14 protein-coding genes and 2 pseudogenes are annotated in these 17,312 nt (G+C 73.3%); 4 read left to right on the top strand and 12 right to left on the bottom strand.

From position 1 onward, the window contains the following. The first annotated feature begins 67 nt into the window (after positions 1-67). The 4 genes and pseudogenes from ACZ37P_RS32440 to ACZ37P_RS32425 all read left to right on the top strand — a co-directional run. Positions 68-730, top strand: coding sequence for an O-methyltransferase (locus ACZ37P_RS32440; protein ID WP_467349933.1), 663 nt, complete (start codon positions 68-70; stop codon positions 728-730). Positions 731-828: 98 nt separating this feature from the next. Then, a complete protein-coding gene (locus tag ACZ37P_RS32435) occupies positions 829-2,163 on the top strand; it encodes an MFS transporter (protein ID WP_467349931.1) in 1,335 nt (444 codons plus the stop codon). A gap of 188 nt (positions 2,164-2,351) precedes the next feature. After that, a complete protein-coding gene (locus tag ACZ37P_RS32430) occupies positions 2,352-2,603 on the top strand; it encodes a hypothetical protein (protein ID WP_467350009.1) in 252 nt (83 codons plus the stop codon). Then, positions 2,500-2,836 (top strand): annotated as a pseudogene (locus ACZ37P_RS32425) (TIM-barrel domain-containing protein); the annotation flags it as partial. The gene ACZ37P_RS32430 and the pseudogene ACZ37P_RS32425, both read left to right, overlap by 104 nt. Positions 2,837-2,956: 120 nt before the next feature. Here ACZ37P_RS32425 and ACZ37P_RS32420 read toward each other — a convergent pair. The 12 genes and pseudogenes from ACZ37P_RS32420 to ACZ37P_RS32365 all read right to left on the bottom strand — a co-directional run bounded on the left by ACZ37P_RS32420 (position 2,957) and on the right by ACZ37P_RS32365 (position 17,286). Beyond that, entirely contained in the window at positions 2,957-3,892 is a 936-nt protein-coding gene (locus ACZ37P_RS32420) for a sugar kinase (protein ID WP_467349999.1), read from the bottom strand. Between the two features lie 133 nt (positions 3,893-4,025). Next, positions 4,026-4,679, bottom strand: coding sequence for a bifunctional 4-hydroxy-2-oxoglutarate aldolase/2-dehydro-3-deoxy-phosphogluconate aldolase (locus ACZ37P_RS32415; RefSeq protein ID WP_467349929.1), 654 nt, complete (start codon positions 4,677-4,679; stop codon positions 4,026-4,028). A gap of 136 nt (positions 4,680-4,815) precedes the next feature. Next, a complete protein-coding gene (locus ACZ37P_RS32410) occupies positions 4,816-5,694 on the bottom strand; it encodes a hypothetical protein (protein ID WP_467349927.1) in 879 nt (292 codons plus the stop codon). Next, on the bottom strand, positions 5,691-6,836 hold the full coding sequence (gene dgoD / locus ACZ37P_RS32405) for a galactonate dehydratase (protein WP_391047794.1): 1,146 nt from the start codon (positions 6,834-6,836) through the stop codon (positions 5,691-5,693). The genes ACZ37P_RS32410 and dgoD overlap by 4 nt, the downstream gene beginning before the upstream one ends. Positions 6,837-6,976: 140 nt before the next feature. Further along, positions 6,977-7,714: pseudogene (locus tag ACZ37P_RS32400) on the bottom strand (FadR/GntR family transcriptional regulator); the annotation flags it as partial. A gap of 69 nt (positions 7,715-7,783) precedes the next feature. Further along, positions 7,784-8,542 (bottom strand): SDR family NAD(P)-dependent oxidoreductase, encoded by a 759-nt coding sequence (locus ACZ37P_RS32395; protein WP_355334955.1) that lies wholly within the window; start codon positions 8,540-8,542, stop codon positions 7,784-7,786. A gap of 97 nt (positions 8,543-8,639) precedes the next feature. Further along, positions 8,640-10,790: an alpha-galactosidase gene (locus tag ACZ37P_RS32390; protein WP_402712593.1), complete on the bottom strand. Its 2,151-nt coding sequence runs from the start codon at positions 10,788-10,790 to the stop codon at positions 8,640-8,642. Continuing rightward, on the bottom strand, positions 10,787-11,719 hold the full coding sequence (locus tag ACZ37P_RS32385) for a carbohydrate ABC transporter permease (protein ID WP_467349925.1): 933 nt from the start codon (positions 11,717-11,719) through the stop codon (positions 10,787-10,789). The genes ACZ37P_RS32390 and ACZ37P_RS32385 overlap by 4 nt, the downstream gene beginning before the upstream one ends. Further along, positions 11,716-12,651, bottom strand: a complete 936-nt coding sequence (locus ACZ37P_RS32380) for a carbohydrate ABC transporter permease (protein WP_355334961.1) — start codon at positions 12,649-12,651, stop codon at positions 11,716-11,718. Before ACZ37P_RS32380 ends, ACZ37P_RS32385 begins: the two co-directional genes overlap by 4 nt. A 1-nt stretch (position 12,652) precedes the next feature. Beyond that, the gene (locus ACZ37P_RS32375; RefSeq protein WP_355334962.1) at positions 12,653-13,945 is read right to left on the bottom strand and encodes an ABC transporter substrate-binding protein; all 1,293 of its coding nucleotides are present in this window, start codon (positions 13,943-13,945) and stop codon (positions 12,653-12,655) included. 172 nt (positions 13,946-14,117) lie between these two features. After that, positions 14,118-16,262, bottom strand: a complete 2,145-nt coding sequence (locus ACZ37P_RS32370; protein ID WP_467349923.1) for a DUF8189 domain-containing protein — start codon at positions 16,260-16,262, stop codon at positions 14,118-14,120. 121 nt (positions 16,263-16,383) lie between these two features. After that, entirely contained in the window at positions 16,384-17,286 is a 903-nt protein-coding gene (locus tag ACZ37P_RS32365) for a helix-turn-helix transcriptional regulator (protein ID WP_391047806.1), read from the bottom strand. Positions 17,287-17,312: the final 26 nt, after the last annotated feature.

Below are 17,312 nucleotides of genomic sequence, written 5' to 3'. Positions count from 1 at the left end.
CCTCCGGGTCCCGGGGTAGGTCGGCAACTTCTAGACGCAACGCAACGGTGCGTCTACTCTAGGGCTCATGACAGCGACCAGCACCCTCCGCGACCCCCGGGTCGTCTCCGCCCTGACCGCGATGTTCGACCGGGCCGCGCAGGACGACGCGACCCGCCGCCGTATCCGGGCCGCGTGGCCCGACGGCTTCGCCCCGGCGACGCCGCGGGAGTTGGCCGACGCCAACGCCGAGGTGTACATGCCGATCTCGGCCGACGGCGGAAAACTCCTCTACAGCCTGGTCCGGGCCGTCCGCCCGGCCACCGTCGTCGAATTCGGCACCTCCTTCGGGATCTCCACGCTCCACCTGGCCGCCGCGGTGCGCGACAACGGCGCGGGGCGGGTGATCAGCACCGAACTGAGCGCGGACAAGGCCGCCGCGGCCCGCGTGACCTTCGCCGAGACGGGTCTCGACGGACTGGTCACCGTCCTCGAAGGCGACGCCCGCGACACCCTCGCCGAGCTGTCAGATCCGGTGGACTTCCTGCTGCTCGACGGCTGGAAGGACCTCTGTCTGCCCGTCCTGCGGCTGCTCGAACCGCGCCTCGCGCCGGGCACCCTCGTCGTGGCCGACGACGTGGACCTCACGGACCTGGCGCCGTATCTCGACTACGTGCGCGATCCGCGCAACGGCTACGAGAGCGTCACCTTCCCGGTCGAGGACGGCATGGAGATCAGCTGCCGTCTGTGAGCCGCGGCGGCAAAGGGCCGGCAGGACGAACGGCCGGGCAGGGCCCCCGGCGGACGGCAACGGGAAGAGGGCCGCGGCGGCCCGGAAAGCAGAGGCGGATGAAAGGCGACGCCGTGGAGCGCGCGGAGCAGCCGAGCCCTCGCGGAGCGCGGCGGCTGCTCGCCGACCACGCCATCGACACCCGCCCGCTGGCCCTGCCCGCCTTCCGGCGGCTCTTCATCGGCCAGGGCACGTCGTTCGTCGGCTCGATGCTCACCCAGATCGCGGTGCCGGTCCAGGTCTTCCGGATCTCGCACTCGTCGCTGGCCGTCGGCATGGTCGGCTTCGCCGGTCTGGTGCCGCTGATCGTCTTCGGCCTCTACGGCGGGGCCGTCGCGGACGCCGTCGACCGCAGGACGCTGTACCTGTGGTCCTCGCTCGGCACCTGGACGGTGACGCTGGCGCTGCTCGCGCAGACGCTGCTCGACCTGCGCAATATCGGGCTGATCCTCGCCCTGGTCGCAACGCAGTCCGCCGGGTTCGCGATGGCCAGTTCCGCGCGCGGCGCGATCGTGCCGCGCATCGTCGAACCCGGCCTGATCCCCGCCGCGAACACCCTCAACTACGTGATCGGCACGGTCGGCGAGGTCGTCGGCCCGCTGATCGCCGGTGTCCTCGTGACCGTCCCGCACGGCTTCGCGTACGCGTACGGCGCGGACGCCGTGCTGTTCACGGCCGCGCTGCACTCCACGCTGCGGCTGCCCCGACTTCCGCCGGACGGCTCCGCGGCCCGCCTGGGTCTGCGGTCGGTACGGGACGGGCTGTCCTTCATCGGCGGGCGGTCGGTGCTGGTGATGAGCTTCTTCGTGGACATCTGCGCCATGACGCTGGCGATGCCGCGGTCGCTGTTCCCCGCCGTCGCGGACGCCCGCTTCGGCGGCTCGGTCGGACTGCTCTACTCCGCCATCCCGATCGGCTCCGTCCTGGCCGGGTTCGCCAGCGGTTGGATCGGACGGATCCGGCGGCAGGGCGTGGTGCTCACCGGCGCCGTGCTGGTGTGGGGCGCCGCCGTCGCCGTCTCCGGCCTGGCCCGGCAGCTCTGGCTGGTCGTCCTGCTCCTCGCCGTGGCCGGCGCCGCCGACCTGATCAGCGCGGTCCTGCGCCAGACGCTCCTCCAGACCTACGCCCCCGACGAGATGCGAGGCCGTATGCAGGGCGTCCACACCGTCGTCGTCGCCGGCGGCCCCCGGCTGGGCGACCTGCGCGCCGGTACCATGGCCGCCGCGCTGGGCGCCGGGCTGTCCTGGACAATTGGCGGCCTCGCCTGCGTGGCGGTCGTGGCACTCGCCGCCCCGCTGGCCCGCTCCTTCTGGCGCTACGACTCCGGCGCCCCGGCCCCGGCGGCCGACCCCGCGAAGGACACCGGCCCGCTGCGCGAGCAGACCGCCCCCTGACGGCTCACCAGCCGGTGCGCCCCGCCGGGTACATCCGCTCGCGTCAGCTCTTTGCACCAACCCCATTCGCACCAGTCGGCACACTCCCCTCGCGGCGCCGGATCTGTCATCGTCGACTTGTCAGCGCACGAACAGAAATGCGCTCCAGCGGACCCACAACCAGACATGACCGACGTCGAACCGACACCGTGGTCTCGGGCGATGCGCGGTTCGAGGTCCTCTCCCCCACGCTGATCCGCACCGCGTACGCGGGCGACACCGCGTTCCTGGACGCGCCGACCTTCGACGCCGTCGGCCGTGACGGCTTCGGCGGCGCCCCGTTCACCCAGCGGGTTCTCGCGCGCGTACGGCTCACTCCAGACCGGCGGCTACGGCGGCAGGGCCGGGCTCGCGACCGGGCCGCGGGCCGACAAGCGCACCACCGTGCACTTCACGGGTGACACCCGCTCGACGTGGGCGATGCTCCAAGCCGAAGTCGGCTACGCACCGGGCGAGTCGGTGGCCACGGGGCTGTCCGCCGTGAGCCACGACATCCAGCGAACGGCTGCCCTGGCAGTACGGGGACGCCGCGAAGACGTCAGCGGAGAAGTTCCTCAACCTCCGCGAGGCGCTGCTGCCGTACACGTACACCCTGGCCGAGGAGGCCCGGAGGCCCGGAGGTCCGGCGGACCGGTGTGCCGGTGTGCCGGTGTGCCGGTGACCAACGCCACCGCGCCGAAGTCCGTGACCGTGGACGGCGTCCCGGTGGCCAGGAGCGCCTGGGCGTGGGACGCCGCCGCCGGGAAGGTGACCGTCAGCTATCGGTGACGCCGCCCGGGGACGCCGCCGAGGCCCACCGCGCCTCGGTGGCGTCCAGCAGGTGTGCGATACGGGCGGGGTCCGGCAGCGGGCCGTGATCGCCGGGGACCCGCAGGGCCGCGCCCGCGGTCACATGGCCGAGGCGCAGCGCGCGGACGGGCGGCTCGCCGCGGAGCAGGCCGGTGAGGAATCCGGCGGCGAAGGCGTCGCCCGCGCCGACGGGTTCCACGACCTCGACGGCGCGGGCGGGCACGGTGTGCGCCGTCGCGCCGCCGAAGGCGGTCGCGGCGCGGGCGCCGTCCTTGACCACCAGCACGCGCGGGCCCGGCAGCAGGGCGCGTACGTCGGCGGCGTCGGCGAGGTGCGCGCCCCACAGCTCCTGGGCCTCGTCCAGGCCGACAAAGGTGATGTCCGCGCGGTCGGCGAAGTCGCGCAGGACGCCGGGCGCCGCGCCGTCCGGCCAGAGCGCGGGCCGGTGGTTGACGTCGAAGCTGACCGGCAGCGGGCCGCGCAGCGCCGCGTCCACCAGGTCACGGCAGGAGTCCGACAGCGCCGCCGTGACGCCGGTCAGGTGCAGCAGCCCCGCGGTGCGTACGGCCTCGGCCGCGAGCGATCGCGGCCCGAGCGCGGACGCGGCCGACCCCCGCCGGTAGTAGTGCACGCGGGTGCCCTGCCCGCCGGGGCTCTTCACCATCACCCCGGTCGGCCGCCCCGTGTCGGTCCTGACGCCGCCGACGTCCACCCCGCACGCCGCGACCTCGGCCACGATCCGCCGCCCGAACGGATCGTCACCGACCGCCGACACCCACCGGGCCTCCACCCCGTGGTCGGCCAGATACATCGCCGCGTTCGACTCCGCCCCGGCGACCTCCACCCGCAACCGCCGTGCCTCCGCGAGCGTTTCACCGGTCTCCGGCACCATCGCGACCATGGTCTCCCCGAGGCAGGCGACGGGGCCGCCGATCCCGATCACGGCAGTCTCCTCGCGGGGGTACGGCGCGGGCCCCGTCCGGTCATGGCGAGTGACGGCGCCGGGCGCTGCCCCCGTCCCGTCGTACTCCCGGTCATCGCGCGGCCCGCGCGCTCAGCGAGTCCGTCTCCGCGACGGCGGCGAGGAAGTCCTTGGCCCGCGCGCGGAGCGCGGTCCGGCTGCCGCCGCTCGCCGCGTCGCCGATGAGGGGCGAGCCGACGCCGACCGCGAGGGCTCCGGCGGCGAAGTAGGCGCGGGCGGCCGGGATGTCGACGCCGCCGACGGGCACGAAGGGCAGGTCGGGGAAGGGGCCGCGCAGGGCGCGGAGGTAGCCGGGGCCGCCCGCTTGCTCGGCGGGGAAGAGCTTGAGCGCGGTGGCGCCGAGCCGCCGCGCGGTGACGATATCGGTGGGCGTCATCACTCCGGCCAGCACGGGCAGGCCCAACTCCCGTGCGGCGCTGACGCCTTCGCCGACCGCGGGCGTGACGACGAAGTCGGCCCCGGCGCGGTGCGCGTCCTTGGCGTCCCGCTCGGTGAGGACGGTGCCCGCGCCGAGCGGCGCGTCGGGGCCGAGGGCGGCCCGGGCCGCGGCGATGACGCCGAGCGCGTTCCGGCCGCTGAGCGAGACCTCGACCAGCGCGACGCCCTCCTCGACCAGGGTCAGTACGGTGCGCAGCGACGCGTCCTCGTCGTCGCCGCGCACGATGGCGACGAGGCGGTGGGCGCGCAGCGCGGTGAGCAGGTCCACGGGTGACGTTCCTTTCCTGTTGCGGTGATTCGGACGGCGTGGGTCCGGGGCGGGCGGTGGGGTCGGGGTGAGCCGGTCGCGGTGCGGTGAGCCGGTCGCGGTGAGCCGGACACGGTCAGCCGATCCCGTCAAGGGTTCAGCGGTCCGGGGCGGACGCGGTGGCGGCGGAAGCACCGGCGGCCGTGACCGTGAGCCGCCAGCGGACCTCGCCGCTCGCGGGCACGCGGGCCGCGTCCCCCTCCCCCGCCGTCGCCAGGTCGAAGACCCGGCCCAGCATCGGCTCCACGCCGATCGAGCGGTACGGCGCGCCCTCGGGGAAGCCGCCCAGATTCCGCCACAGGGCGATGGACGCGGGCTGACCGGCCACGTCGAGCGCGAACCGCAGCCGGTCGGTCCCGTCGCGCACGGTCGCCGTCGCGGCCTCGACGACCGCGCCGCTCGCCGTACCGTCGTCGGGCCCGAGCAGGTCGAAGCGGGTAGGCGTCCCGTCGCCCGTGCCCCCGGCGGACGGCCAGGTGAACGGCTCGCGCCGCGCACCCCCGTCCGGGTAGTGCAGGGCCTGTGCGCCGGGCGGCAGTTCGATCCGGCCGTCCCGCGACACGTCGAGGAGCGCGTGGGCGGCCCACAGGAAGCGGTAGCCGGGCGCGGCGGTCAGCCGGTAGTCGACCACCGCGCCGCCGCCGGGGCCGCCCCCGATCCGCCGGGTGAGCCGGAAGTCGGGGTGGTCGACCCGGTCCGCGCCATCCGCGCCATCTGCGCCGTCCCCGCCGTTCTCGCGCCGCCAGGGGCGCGACCACACGTCGCCGTGGTCGGGGACGCCCCGGACGGTGGGCAGGCACTCCTCCACACCGCCCGCGTCGGCGAAGGCGTCACCGGGCGCGACGCCCGCGCGGCGCGGCTCGTCCCGGTGCCAGAGCCATTCGCGGTCCCCGGCCCGCAGCGACGTCCAACGGCCGCCGTGCGCAAGGTCGGTGACGATCCGTACGGGAAGCGCCGCCCCAGTCAGCGCTGTCACCATTCCGCGAACGACCCGTCGGCGTGCCGCCACACCGGATTGCGCCAGGCGTGCCCACCGCGGTCGGCGGCGCGTACCGCCGCCTCGTCCACGGTGATCCCGAGCCCCGGCAGCCCGGTGCGCAGCGCCTGGCCGTCCACGAAGCGGAACGGCTCGGTGTCCACCAGATACGACAGCAGGTCGGCGTCCTTGTTGTAGTGGATGCCGCGGCTCTGCTCCTGGATGAGGAAGTTCGGCGTGCAGAAGGCGACTTGGAGGCTGGCGGCGAGCGAGATCGGCCCCAGCGGGCAGTGCGGGGCGAGTTGGGCGCCGTACGTCTCGGCGAGCGACGCGATCCGCGTCACCTCGGTGATGCCCCCGGCGTGCGAGAGGTCCGGCTGCGCCACGGCTATGCCCGCGGTGAGCGCGGGCAGGAACTCCGCGCGCCCGTACAGGCGTTCACCGGTCGCGATCGGCACTTCGGTGGAGGCCACCAGGCCGCCGAGCAGATGTCCCAGCTCCGGCAGCAGCGGCTCCTCGACGAACAGCGGGTGCAGCGGCGCGATTTCACGCAGGACGCGCCGGGCGCCCGCGGCGGTGAAGCGGCCGTGGAAGTCGACGGCGACATCGCGTCCGGGGCCGAGCGCCTGGCGCGCGGCGGCCACCCGCTCCACGACGGCGGCGGTCTCGGCGGGCGTGGTGAGCGCCGACGTGCGGCCGGCCGCGTTCATCTTGACGGCGGTGAAGCCCGCCTCGACCTGCGCGCCGACGTCCTCCGCGAGCCGCGCGGGCTCGTCGCCGCCGACCCAGGCGTAGACCCGGACCGCGTCCCTGACTGGACCGCCGAGCAGGCCGTACACGGGGGCGCCGTACGTCTTGCCCGCGATGTCCCACAGCGCGTGGTCGAGACCGGCGACGGCGCTGGAGAGCACCGGGCCGCCGCGGTAGAAGCCGCCCTTGGTGAGCACCTGCCAGTGGTCCTGGATCCGCAGCGGGTCCTGGCCGATCAGATACTCGGCCAGCACGTCGACGGCGGCGCGCACCACCTCGGCGCGCCCCTCGACCACGGGTTCGCCCCAGCCGACGACGCCCTCGTCCGTCTCGATCCGGCAGAACAGCCACCGGGGCGGTACGAGGAAGGTCTCGACGCGCACTATCTTCACTTCGCCGCCTCTGAAGCCGTGGAGGTCTGGGATTCCTTGGTTGCCCGCGCCGTTTCGGATGCCTGCGCCCTTTCGGATGCCCGCGCCCCTTCGGATGCCCGCGCTGTTTCGGTTGCCCCGGTTGTCCCGGACCCGCCGGACCCGCCGGACCCCTCGACCGCCTCGGCGCCCGAGCCGTGCACCAGGTCCAGGTCGCGGACGGCCTGGTCGAGCAGGGCCCGCATGGCGCGCTCGGCGGCGTCCGGGTCCTGGTCGCGTACCGCGTCGAGGACGGCCCGGTGGCTGGGCACCGGGTCCTGGCCGTGCGGGGAGCTGTGCACGATCTCGTCGCGGTGCGCGAGACCGGACTCGATCACCATCTCCATCCGCTCCAGCAGTTCGTTGTGGGTGGCGGCGAGCAGGGCGCGGTGGAAGGCGAGGTCGGCCTCGACCGCGTGCGCGGCGCCGCCCTCGTCCTCACCCATCGCGGTGAGCGCGGCGTCCAGCGCGACCAGGTCGCCGTCGGTACGGCGCACCGCCGCCAGCCGTACGGCGGCCGGTTCGACGATCCCGCGGACCTCGCCGAGGCTGCGCAGCAGCCCCAGGTCGGCCCCGGTGCCGGTGCCGCCCGCGAACTGCCAGCGCAGCACGTCGGCGTCCAGCAGATTCCAGTCGGCGCGGGCTCTGACGAAGGTGCCGCGTTTCTGCCGCGCGTCGACCATCCCCTTGGCCGCCAGCACCTTCAGCGATTCGCGCAGCGCGGTGAGACTGACGTCCAACTCGCTCTGCAACGCCACGAGATCGAGTGTCGCCCCTTCGGGGATCTCGCCGCTGAGCACCCGGCGCGCGAGAGTCTCCACGGTCTGCCCGTGCACTCCGCGGCGCGCGTATGGCGTCATGTCGTTCTGCCTTTCTCCAGGTCGGGTGGGGTACCCCGGGTGAGGTACGGCGATGGTGGTCGGCGGCGGTCAGGCCGAGGCCTTGGTGACACTCCAGCCGCCGTCCACCAGCAGGCTCGAACCGGTGATGTACGAGGCGTCGTCCGAGGCGAGGAAGGCGATGGCCGCGGCGACCTCCTCCGGGCGGCCGAAACGGCGCGCCGCGGTCTCCGCGACGCTGCGGGCCCGGTCCTCCTCGGGCACCCGGTCCCAGGCCGCGGTGAGGATCGGACCGGGGAGCACCGCGTTGACCCGGACCTCGGGCCCGTACTCGACGGCCAGTTGGCCGCTCAGCGACAGCAGCGCGCCCTTGGCCGCCGCGTAGGCGGGGTGGCCGGGGATGCCCTTGTGCGCGTGCACGGAGGAGGTGAGGACGGCGGCGCCGCGGGCGGTGCGCAGGTCGGGCAGCAGCGCCCGGAAGCCGAGGAAGCCGCCGGTGAGGTTGACCGCGAGCTGACGCTCCCAGGAGGCGACGGACATCTCGTGGGCCGGGGCCACGTCGACGGTGTAGGCGTTGGAGACCAGAGCCGCCACGGGGCCGTAGGCGTGCGCCACCGCGACGATCCGCTCCCAGTCCTCGGGGTCGGACACGTCCGCCCGTACGGACACCGCCCGGCCGCCCTCCTCGCGGATGCCCGCGGCGACGCCCTCGGCGCGGTCGGCCGCGATGTCGGCGAGGACCACGGCGGCGCCCTCGGCCGCGAGCCGTTCTGCGGTGGCCGCGCCGATCCCGGAAGCGGCTCCGGTGACCACGGCCACCTTGTCGGCGAAGCGGAGTGCTGCGTTCATGTGCTGGTCCTGCTCCTCGGTACGGTGGGGCTGGTCGGTACGGTCGGTGCGGTCGGGTCGCTCGGTGCGGTCGGACCGGTCCGGGCCTCCCGCGACTTTAGTGACGCCCGGAGCCGTCGGCGGCCTCCTGCCGCGCCAGCACGACGAGTTCGGCGTCGTGTCGACCGGTCCAGCCGAACGGCAGGCCGCTGTGGAGCAGATACGCCCCGCTGTACACCGTCCCGTCCGCCGTGTCGGTGTAGCGGGCGGCGGGGTCCAGGCCGCGCAGCCGCAGCCGCGAGGCGCGTCCGGGGACCAGCGGCGCGCCGTCGAGCCGTCCGGTGCTCCACGCGGTGACCACGACCCGCGCGCCGCCGCGCTCCTCGTACTGGACACCGCAGGTCGGATCGGCGGGGCCGTTCAGCAGCCGGGCCGTGCCGTGGTGGACGACGTCGCGGATCTCCTTGTAGCGGGCGATCCAGCCCGCCGCCTCGGTGCGCTGCTCCGGCGTCCAGGCGCGGATGTCGGCGCCGATGCCGAGCACGCCCGCGATGGCGAGGACGAAGCGGAAGGCCAGGGAGCGGGGCCGCGGGTCGAAGACGCCGGGCGCGTCGGTGACCCAGGAGCTCATGGTGTGCGGGGCGTGCGCGTGCAGATAGCCGTACTGGATGGCGAGCCGGTCGAGCGGCGCGGTGTTGTCGCTGGGCCAGACCACGTCGGTACGGGCCAGCGTGGCGTGTTCGATGCGGGCGCCGCCGCCCGCGCAGCCCTCGACGGTGACGTGCGGGTGGTGGGCGCGCAGGTGGTCGAGGACCCGCAGGTATCCGGCGACGTGGTCGGCGTCGAGGTCCTGGCCCGCGGCCGGTCCCGTGTCGGGCCTGCCGCGCTCGGTCGGCGGGCGGTTCATGTCCCACTTGAGGTAGCTGACGGCGTGTTCGCCGAGCAGCCGGTCCAAGGTGGCGATCACGAAGTCCTGCACGTCCACCCGGCCGAGGTCGAGCAGCAGTTGCTCGCGGACGAGGGTCGCCGGGCGGCCGTCGATCCGGTACACCCACTCGGGGTGCTTGGCGTACAGCTCGGACCGCGGGCTGATCGCCTCCGGTTCGACCCACAGGCCGAAGTCCATGCCGGTGGCGCGGACCCGCTCGATGAAGCCGTCGAATCCCTCGGGGAAGTTGGCCGGGTCCGGGGTCCAGTCGCCCAGTCCCCCGGTCTCGTCCCGCCGCCCGCGGAACCAGCCGTCGTCCACGACGAAGAGTTCGACGCCCATGTCGGCGGCGACGGCGGCCAGTTCGAGCTGCGCGTCGGCCTCGACGTCGAAGCCGGTGGCCTCCCAGGAGTTGTACTGCACCTTGCGGGTACGGTGCAGCCGCTCGCCGCTCAGCGCGCGCTCGTACGCGTGCCAGATCCGCGTCAGTCCGTCGAGCCCTTCCGGGCTGAAGGCGCAGGCGACGCGCGGGGTGGTGAGCGTGGCGCCGGGCGCGAGGCGGACGGACTCCTCGTGCGGCAGCCGTCCGGCGCGTACGCGGACGATCCCGCCGGGTTCCGCGTCCGCGGTGATGTGCCAGTTGCCCGACCACTCCAACGCGATGCCGTAGGTGGGGGTGTCGCCCTCCTGCGGGGCGGCGGCGTCCTGGACCGCGAGCCAGGGCGCGTAGGCGTGGCCCGGCACTCCCTGGGTGGAGGCCATCTCGAACCGGCCCCTGACGAGGTCGAGTTGGGTGCGCTGGAACTCCTGCGACCACTGGCCCGTGAGGTAGGTGAGCCGGGCGCCCCCGCCGTCGGTGACGGGGACGCTGATCGCGGCGGAGTCCAGGCGTTCCAGGCGCAGTTCGTCCGGTCCCGTGCAGGTCAGCTCGGTCCAGCGCAGCAGTACGTCGGTGCCGGGCACGGTCTCGTAGCGCAGCGCGACCCGCAGTCCGAGGTGGTCGTCGGTGAAGTCCAGGCGCAGCGACCGGTCGTCGTCCTGTGTGGCGCGCTCGAAGGTCCACCACACGCCGCGTTCGCCGTCGGGGCGGCGTACGACGAGGTCGGCGCCGCCGAAGGGACGCATGCCCTGGGGCAGGTATTCGGCCGGGGCGGCGTCGGCGGGGGTGATGTAGTGGGTGCGGCGCGACCAGTCCAGCGGGGACGGGCCGGTCTCGGCGCCGTGCGGGCCCCAGGCGGCGACCTCGGCCCACCGCCCGTCGCCGCCGAGGCGGACGGCGTAGGTGGTGGTGTCGGTGCGCAGCAGCCACGGTGCGGCCGACGGCGTTGCGGACGGGGTCACTTGACTGCTCCCAGGTTGAGTCCGGCCACGAAGTGCCGCTGGAATCGGAGGAAGACGATGACGGTCGGGGCGGCGGCGATCACGGAACCGGCCGCGATGACGTTCCACATGGAGACGTACTGGCCCTGGAGGCCGATCAGCGACGCGGTGATCGGCATCTTGCTGTCGGTGCGCAGCACGGTGATGGCCCACAGCAGGTCGTTGAAGATCCACGTGAACGACAGCGCGGTGAGCGCGGCGAGCGCGGGCCTGGCGAGCGGCAGGATGATCCGCGTGTAGATCTGCCAGGGGCCCGCTCCGTCGATGACGGCGGCCTGCTGGATCTCCGGCGGGATGGACCGCATGAAGCCGTGCAGCACGAAGACGTAGAAGCCGACGCCGAAGCCGACCTGGACGCCGATGAGGGCGTACAGCGAGTCGTAGAAGCCCAGTTGCTCGCTGAGCTTGGAGACCGGGATCAGCAGGATCTGCGGCGGCAGCAGATTGCCGCTGAGCATCACCAGCAGCAGTACGCGGCGCAGCGGCACGTCGTAGCGGCTGAGCGCGAAGGCGGCCATCGAGGCGAGCAGCAGCGAGATCAGCACGGTGGGGACGGACACCAGCATGCTGTTGATCAGCGCGCGCTGCTGTCCGCCGTCGACCCATGCCTGGCGGAAGCCGTCGAGGGTGAAGGAGTGCGGCAGGCCGCCGAGGCCGTTGGCGGCGATGTCGTCGAAGGAGCGGGTGCTGGTGACCAGTACGACGACGATGGGGATCAGCCAGATCAGCGACAGCAGTCCCGCGCCGGTGTGGAAGGCAGCGGTCCCCCAGGCGCGGCGCCGGTCGGGCCGACGGCTCCCGCTGCGCGCGGCCTTCGCACCGGCACCCGCGTCCTCGCCGGTACGGTCCGCGGTCGGCGCCGCGTCGGCGCCCGCGTGCGTGACGGTCATGAGTCGGCCTCCTTGAAGGCGCGCACCAGGTACGACGCGATCACGCCGAACGCCAGCACGAAGATCACGACGGCGAGCGCGGAACCGTAGCCGAGCCGCAGGGACTGGAAGGCGGTGGAGTACATGTACGTGCTGAGCAGTTCGGAGGAGTGGTACGGGCCGCCGCGGGTGAGCGCCCACACCACGTCGAAGGAGCGCAGCGAGTCGATGATGATGACCGACAGCACGACCGCGTTGACGCTGCTGAGCTGCGGCAGCGTGATGTGCCGGAACTGCTGCCAGCGGGAGGCGCCGTCGACCTTGGCGGCCTCGTAGAGCATCGGGTCGATGCCCTTGAGCCCGGCCAGGTAGAGCACCATCACGTAGCCGATCTGCCGCCACAGGGCGGGCACGATCACGGCGTAGAACGCGGTGTCCTGGTCGGCGAGCCAGGGGTGGGTGAGGCTGCCGAGTCCGAGGCCGGACAGGGTGTGGTTGATCAGGCCGTCCGGCTGGTACATCGCCTGCCAGACCAGGGCGGTCGCGGTCAGCGAGAACACCACGGGCAGGAAGAGCGCGGCCCGGTAGAAGCCGACCCCGCGCCGCTCCTGCTGGAGCAGCAGGGCCGCGCCGAGGCCGAGTGCGGCGGACAGGCCGCCGAAGAGCACCAGCCACAGCACGGTGTCGAGCACGGCGGTGTGGAAGACGCTGTCGTGCACCATCTCCCGGTAGTTGCCCAGGCCGATGAACCGCGGCGCCGAGACGCCGTCCCACTTGGTCAGCGAGAGGTAGAAGCCCTGGAGGGCGGGCCAGAAGACCCAGAAGCCCTCGGCGAGCAGCGGGACCAGGACGAAGGCGAGGACGACGGGCGGGACCCGGGTCGCCTGCTTGCGCTTCTTCGGCTTCCCCGGCTTCTTGCCCGGGTCCGCGCGGGTCGCGGTGAGCACCGCCATCTCACTGGCTCCAGATCTTCTGCGCGTCCCGCTGCCAGGTGGTGAGGATCGAGTCGATCTCCTTGGGCTTGGCCAGGAACTTCGTCAGCGCGGTGTCGGCGGTCGGCTGGAGGGCGTCGCTGGAGTCGCGGTTGAAGAACTGCGTGACCTCGGCGGCGCTCTCGATCAGCGCGCGGCCCTTCTTCACCAGCGGGGTGCCGCTGTCCTTGGCCTTGGGGTTGGTCGGCAGCGCGGTGCCGGAGGAGCCCTTGATGTAGGTCTCCTGCGCCGGGGCGGTGGCCAGATACCGCATGAAGTCCTTGACCTCGTCCCGGTGGCCGGTGCGGGCGCTGGCGAAGTAGCCGTCGGTGGGGCCCTCCTCGGCCATCGGGATCTTGGCGTCGATCACCGGGAAGCGGAAGAAGTCGATGTCGTCCAGTTCGCCCTTCGGGGCGGAGTCGGCGAAGAAGGTGCCGATCAGCATCATCCCGGTGCGGCCCTGGAGCAGCGCCGTGGTGGCGTCCTGGAAGGCGAGCGCGGTGCCGTTGGGGTCGAAGTACGGCAGCGCCTCGGCCCACTTGTCGAAGACCTTGCGGACCTCGGGGTCGTCGAAGCGGTGCTTCCCCGCGAGCAGGTCGCGGTGGTACTGGGCGCCGTTGATACGGATGTTGAGGTAGTCGAACCAGGACGACGCGACCCACGCGGTGCCGCCGCCCGCGCCGAGGCCGATCGGCGCGACGCCCTTGGACTTGAGCGTCTCGCACAGGGCCATGAACTCGTCCCAGGTCTTGGGCTCCTGGACGCCCCACTTCGCGAAGTTCGACTTCCGGTAGAACACGCCCCACCAGTAGTACGTGGCGGGCACGAACACCTTCTGGCCCGACGAGGAGGTGCACAGCGTCTGGAGCGCCTTGGAGTAGCCGGACAGCTCCGGCTCGGCCCAGATGTCGCCGACGTCGAGCAGCAGATTCCTCTTGGCGTACGAGTCCGCGACCGAGCCGGGGTACCAGGTGAGCAGGTCCGGCGGGTTGCCGGAGGTGAGGTACGTCGGGAGCTGGGTGCGGAAGGTCTCAGAGGCGACCGTGTTCAGCTTGGCCTTGCCGTCGCCCTGCTTGTTGTACGCGGCCACGAGGTCCTGCATCGCGGCCTTCGCCTGCGGGGACGACAGGTTGGACTGAAGGGTGACCGGGCCCTTGCCCGACTGGGTCTTGGCACCGGACGAGCCGGAGGTGACGCAGCTACTCATCATCGCCGCGGCGCCGACGGCGCCCGCACCGGCGAGGAACCGGCGGCGGCTGGGTTGCGAGGTGTTCATGGGACTCCCTTACGCCCACGGAACGGGGCCCGGCCCCCTGACGACCGGGCCCTCGTTCGGCTGGTACAGACTGTCGTGACGGCGGAGCGCCGTCAAGATTAATTCCTAATTTATTTACTTAGGCACGCCCGTGGGCGTGCGCGATCCCACACCGGACGCCGTACCCGACCTGTCAGAGCGTGCTCTGGCGGACGGCTCCGCCCACCCCGCGGAAGACCACCAGCACGCTCCCGTCCGCCGCGGCCGTGGCCCCGGCCGACCCGTCGAGCGCCCCGCTCACGAACGCCGTGCGCGGGTACCACCCCGACCAGGTGTCGCTCGCGGCGTCGTACCCGCGCTGCCAGAGTGTGTAGTCCGAGGCCCGCGCGAGCAGTTGGACGGTGCCGCCCGCCGTGACCAGCGTGGGCGCGGCACTGATGGTGCCGCCCAGCGACGACCAGCCGGACCAGGCGCCCGAGGTGTCGCGCACCCGCGTCCACACCGCGTCGTCCGCGGCCCGCACCGCCACATGGATCCGGCCCGCGGAGTCGGCGACGGCCGACGGCCGTCCGTACAGCGTCAGTCCGTCCGGCGCGCCGATCGAGGTCCAGCCGGTGCGCGGGCCGCGGCTGCGGACCGTGCCGTCGCTCCCGGTGGCGAACAGCGTCCACCGGTCGGGGCCGTCGAAGGCGACGGTCGGCGCGTCCGCGAGCCGCCCGCCCAGGCTCTGCCAGCCGCCCCAGCGGCCGTGTTCGTAGGTCCGCCGGTACGCGGCGCCGTCCGTGCCGCGCACGAACACGTCGATCCGGCCGCCCGCGCTGCCGTACGCGGCGGGGTCGCCGAGGAACCGGCCGCGGGTGGGGCCGCCGAGGTCGGTGGTGCGCGCCGGCCAGTGACCGTCCCGGCCGGTGCGCGCCCGAAGCTCGCCGCCGTCGCCACGGGTGAACGCGGTCAGCGTGGCGCCGTCGCGCACCAGCGCGGGGCTCGCCGTGGACCGGCCGCCGAGCGTGACGCCGGGCGCGTCGTCGCGCCCGGTGAGCTTCAGGAAGGCGGTGCCGTGGGCCGGGACGGTGACGGTGTACGAGCCGCTGCGCGTGCCCCGGTCGGCGCGCGCCCGCAGGTCGCGTACGGCCACGTTGCCGGTCAGCCCGGCGGCGGCGAAGTCGACCGTGCGCGCGGCGGGCCGGTCCGAGCGGTTGAGCAGGACGACCGCGCGGCGGCCCGCGCCCTGGAGGACCTTGCTGTAGACGTCGCCGGTCGCGTCCGTGGCCACCCGTACGCCCTGGATCGCCAGCGGGTCCTGGTCGACGGCGAGGATCTCCGGATTGCGCAGCGTGTCGAGCATCGCCTTGGGCAGGGTGCGCGGGTCGGAGCCGATGACCAGCGGGGAGGCCATCTCCGCCCACATCACGAGCTGCGTGGTGGACTCCTCCTGCGTCAGCTCGTACGAGCCGTCGGGCATCTTCCGCATCGGGATCAGATAATCGGGGTCGTTGTAGTGGCCGGGGCCCTGCGCCTCGGGGTGCCAGGCGTTGGCGTCCATGTTGCGCAGCACATTGGGCCACTCGTCCGCGGTCGGCGTGCCGTAGGCGATGTCGGTGCCGCTGCGCCAGGAGTCGGCGGTGGTCGGCCCGTATACGTACGCGTTGTGCGCGTCCTGCGCCGGGGTGTGCGGCAGACCCCAGTCGTCGGTGAGCGGGTTGCACAGGTTGAGGATCATCGGGCGGCCGGACTTCGCGACGGCGTCGCTGAACTCCTTGAAGGCCGGGCCGGGATCGAGCTTTTCCGCGATGCCGCACAGGAAGTCGACCTTGACCGCGTCGATCTTCCAGGCGGCGAACTGGTCGGCGTCCTGCCGGTAGTGGCCGCGGCTGCCGAGCCCGCAGTTCGCCGGGTCGTAGTCGCCCGCGTCGGTGTAGATGCCGGCCTTGAGTCCGCGCTGGTGCAGATAGGTCACCAACGCCGGTATGCCGGAGGGGAATCGGTCCCGGTTGGCGGTCAGGCGTCCGGCGCTGTCGCGGGGCGTGTCGGCCTGCCAGCCGCCGTCGAGCCACACGATGTCGTAGCCGCTGTCGCGCAGACCGCTGCTGACGAGGTGGTCGGCGACGCTTCTGACCTGGGCCTCGGTGGGGGCGCCGAGGCCGTAGTAGGTGTTCCAGCCCATGTACGGCGTCGGCGCGAGGCCGCTGTCGTAGAAGGCGGGGGCGCCGTCGGCGGCGGTACGCGCCGAGGCGTCGGCATGCGCCGCCCCCGGCACCGCGACCGCGAGCAGTACGCCCGCTCCCGCCGTCGCCACGGCGCGCCGGGCACGCGCCGTCCCTGAACGATGCGAAGTCATGAAGGGTCTCCCGAGAGTTGGGGATACGCGGACGGCCGCCTCCCGGAACACCGGGGACCGCCGCCACGACGAAGACTGTGGCGGCGGTCCCGAACCCTGTCAACGATAATTCCTAATTAACTTAAATTTGCAGCTCCGGGTCGCTGTCCTGGCCGCTTCCCCGGCCGCCGTCGCGCCCTTCCGGAGCGGGCGCCGTCCAGTTGCCGAGGAGCTGGAGCGCCTGGGCGCTCGGCGAGCCCGGCTCGACGGTGTAGACGCACAGCGTCTGGTCCTGATCGCCGGGCGGTTGCAGCGACTCGTAGGAGAACTCCAGGTCCCCCGCGACGGGATGCCGGTAGCGCTTGATCCCGTGGGTGCGGCGCAGCACCCGGTGGTCGTTCCACCACGTGGTGAACTCCGGTGAGCGCAGGGTGAGTTCACCGACCAGGTCGGCGAGCTGACGGTCGTTCGGGTAGCGGCCGGCCTCCAGCCGGAGCATGGCGACGGTCTCGGCGGCGAGCTGCTCCCAGTCGACGACGCGCTCGCGCGCCTCGGGGTCCAGCAGGTAGTAGCGGGCCATGTTCCGGCGGGTCGCGGGCAGCGCGTCGAAGTCGACGAGCAGCGCGCGGGCCAGCCGGTTGGACGCCAGCACGTCGGTGCGGCGGCCGAGGACGAAGGCGGGCACGTGCTCCAGCGTCTGGAGCAGCAGATGGAGTCCCGGCCGAACCCGCTGCGGTCCGCTCGGCGCGTGCCGGGAACCTGCGGGCCTGCGGGTCAGCAGGTCGGTCAGGTGCTCGCGCTCGGCGGTGTCGAGCCGCAGCGCGCGGGCGAGCGCGTCGAGCACCTCGGGCGACGGGTTCCCGCCGCGCCCCTGTTCGAGCCGGGTGTAGTACTCGGTGCTCACCCCGGCCAGCCGGGCCACCTCGTCGCGGCGCAGCCCCGGCACCCGGCGGACCCGGCCGTCGGCGGGCAGTCCCGCCTCATCGGGGGTGATACGGGCCCGGCGCGAGCGCAGGAAGTCGGCGGTGTCGGTGCTGCGGTCCATACCCCCAGTGTGGCGGGCGGCGCGCG

It is taken from the genome of Streptomyces sp. NPDC024632 (assembly GCF_055559175.1).
The sequence above is the reverse complement of the archived record's forward strand: the minus strand, read 5'-3'. Positions and strand labels throughout refer to the sequence as shown.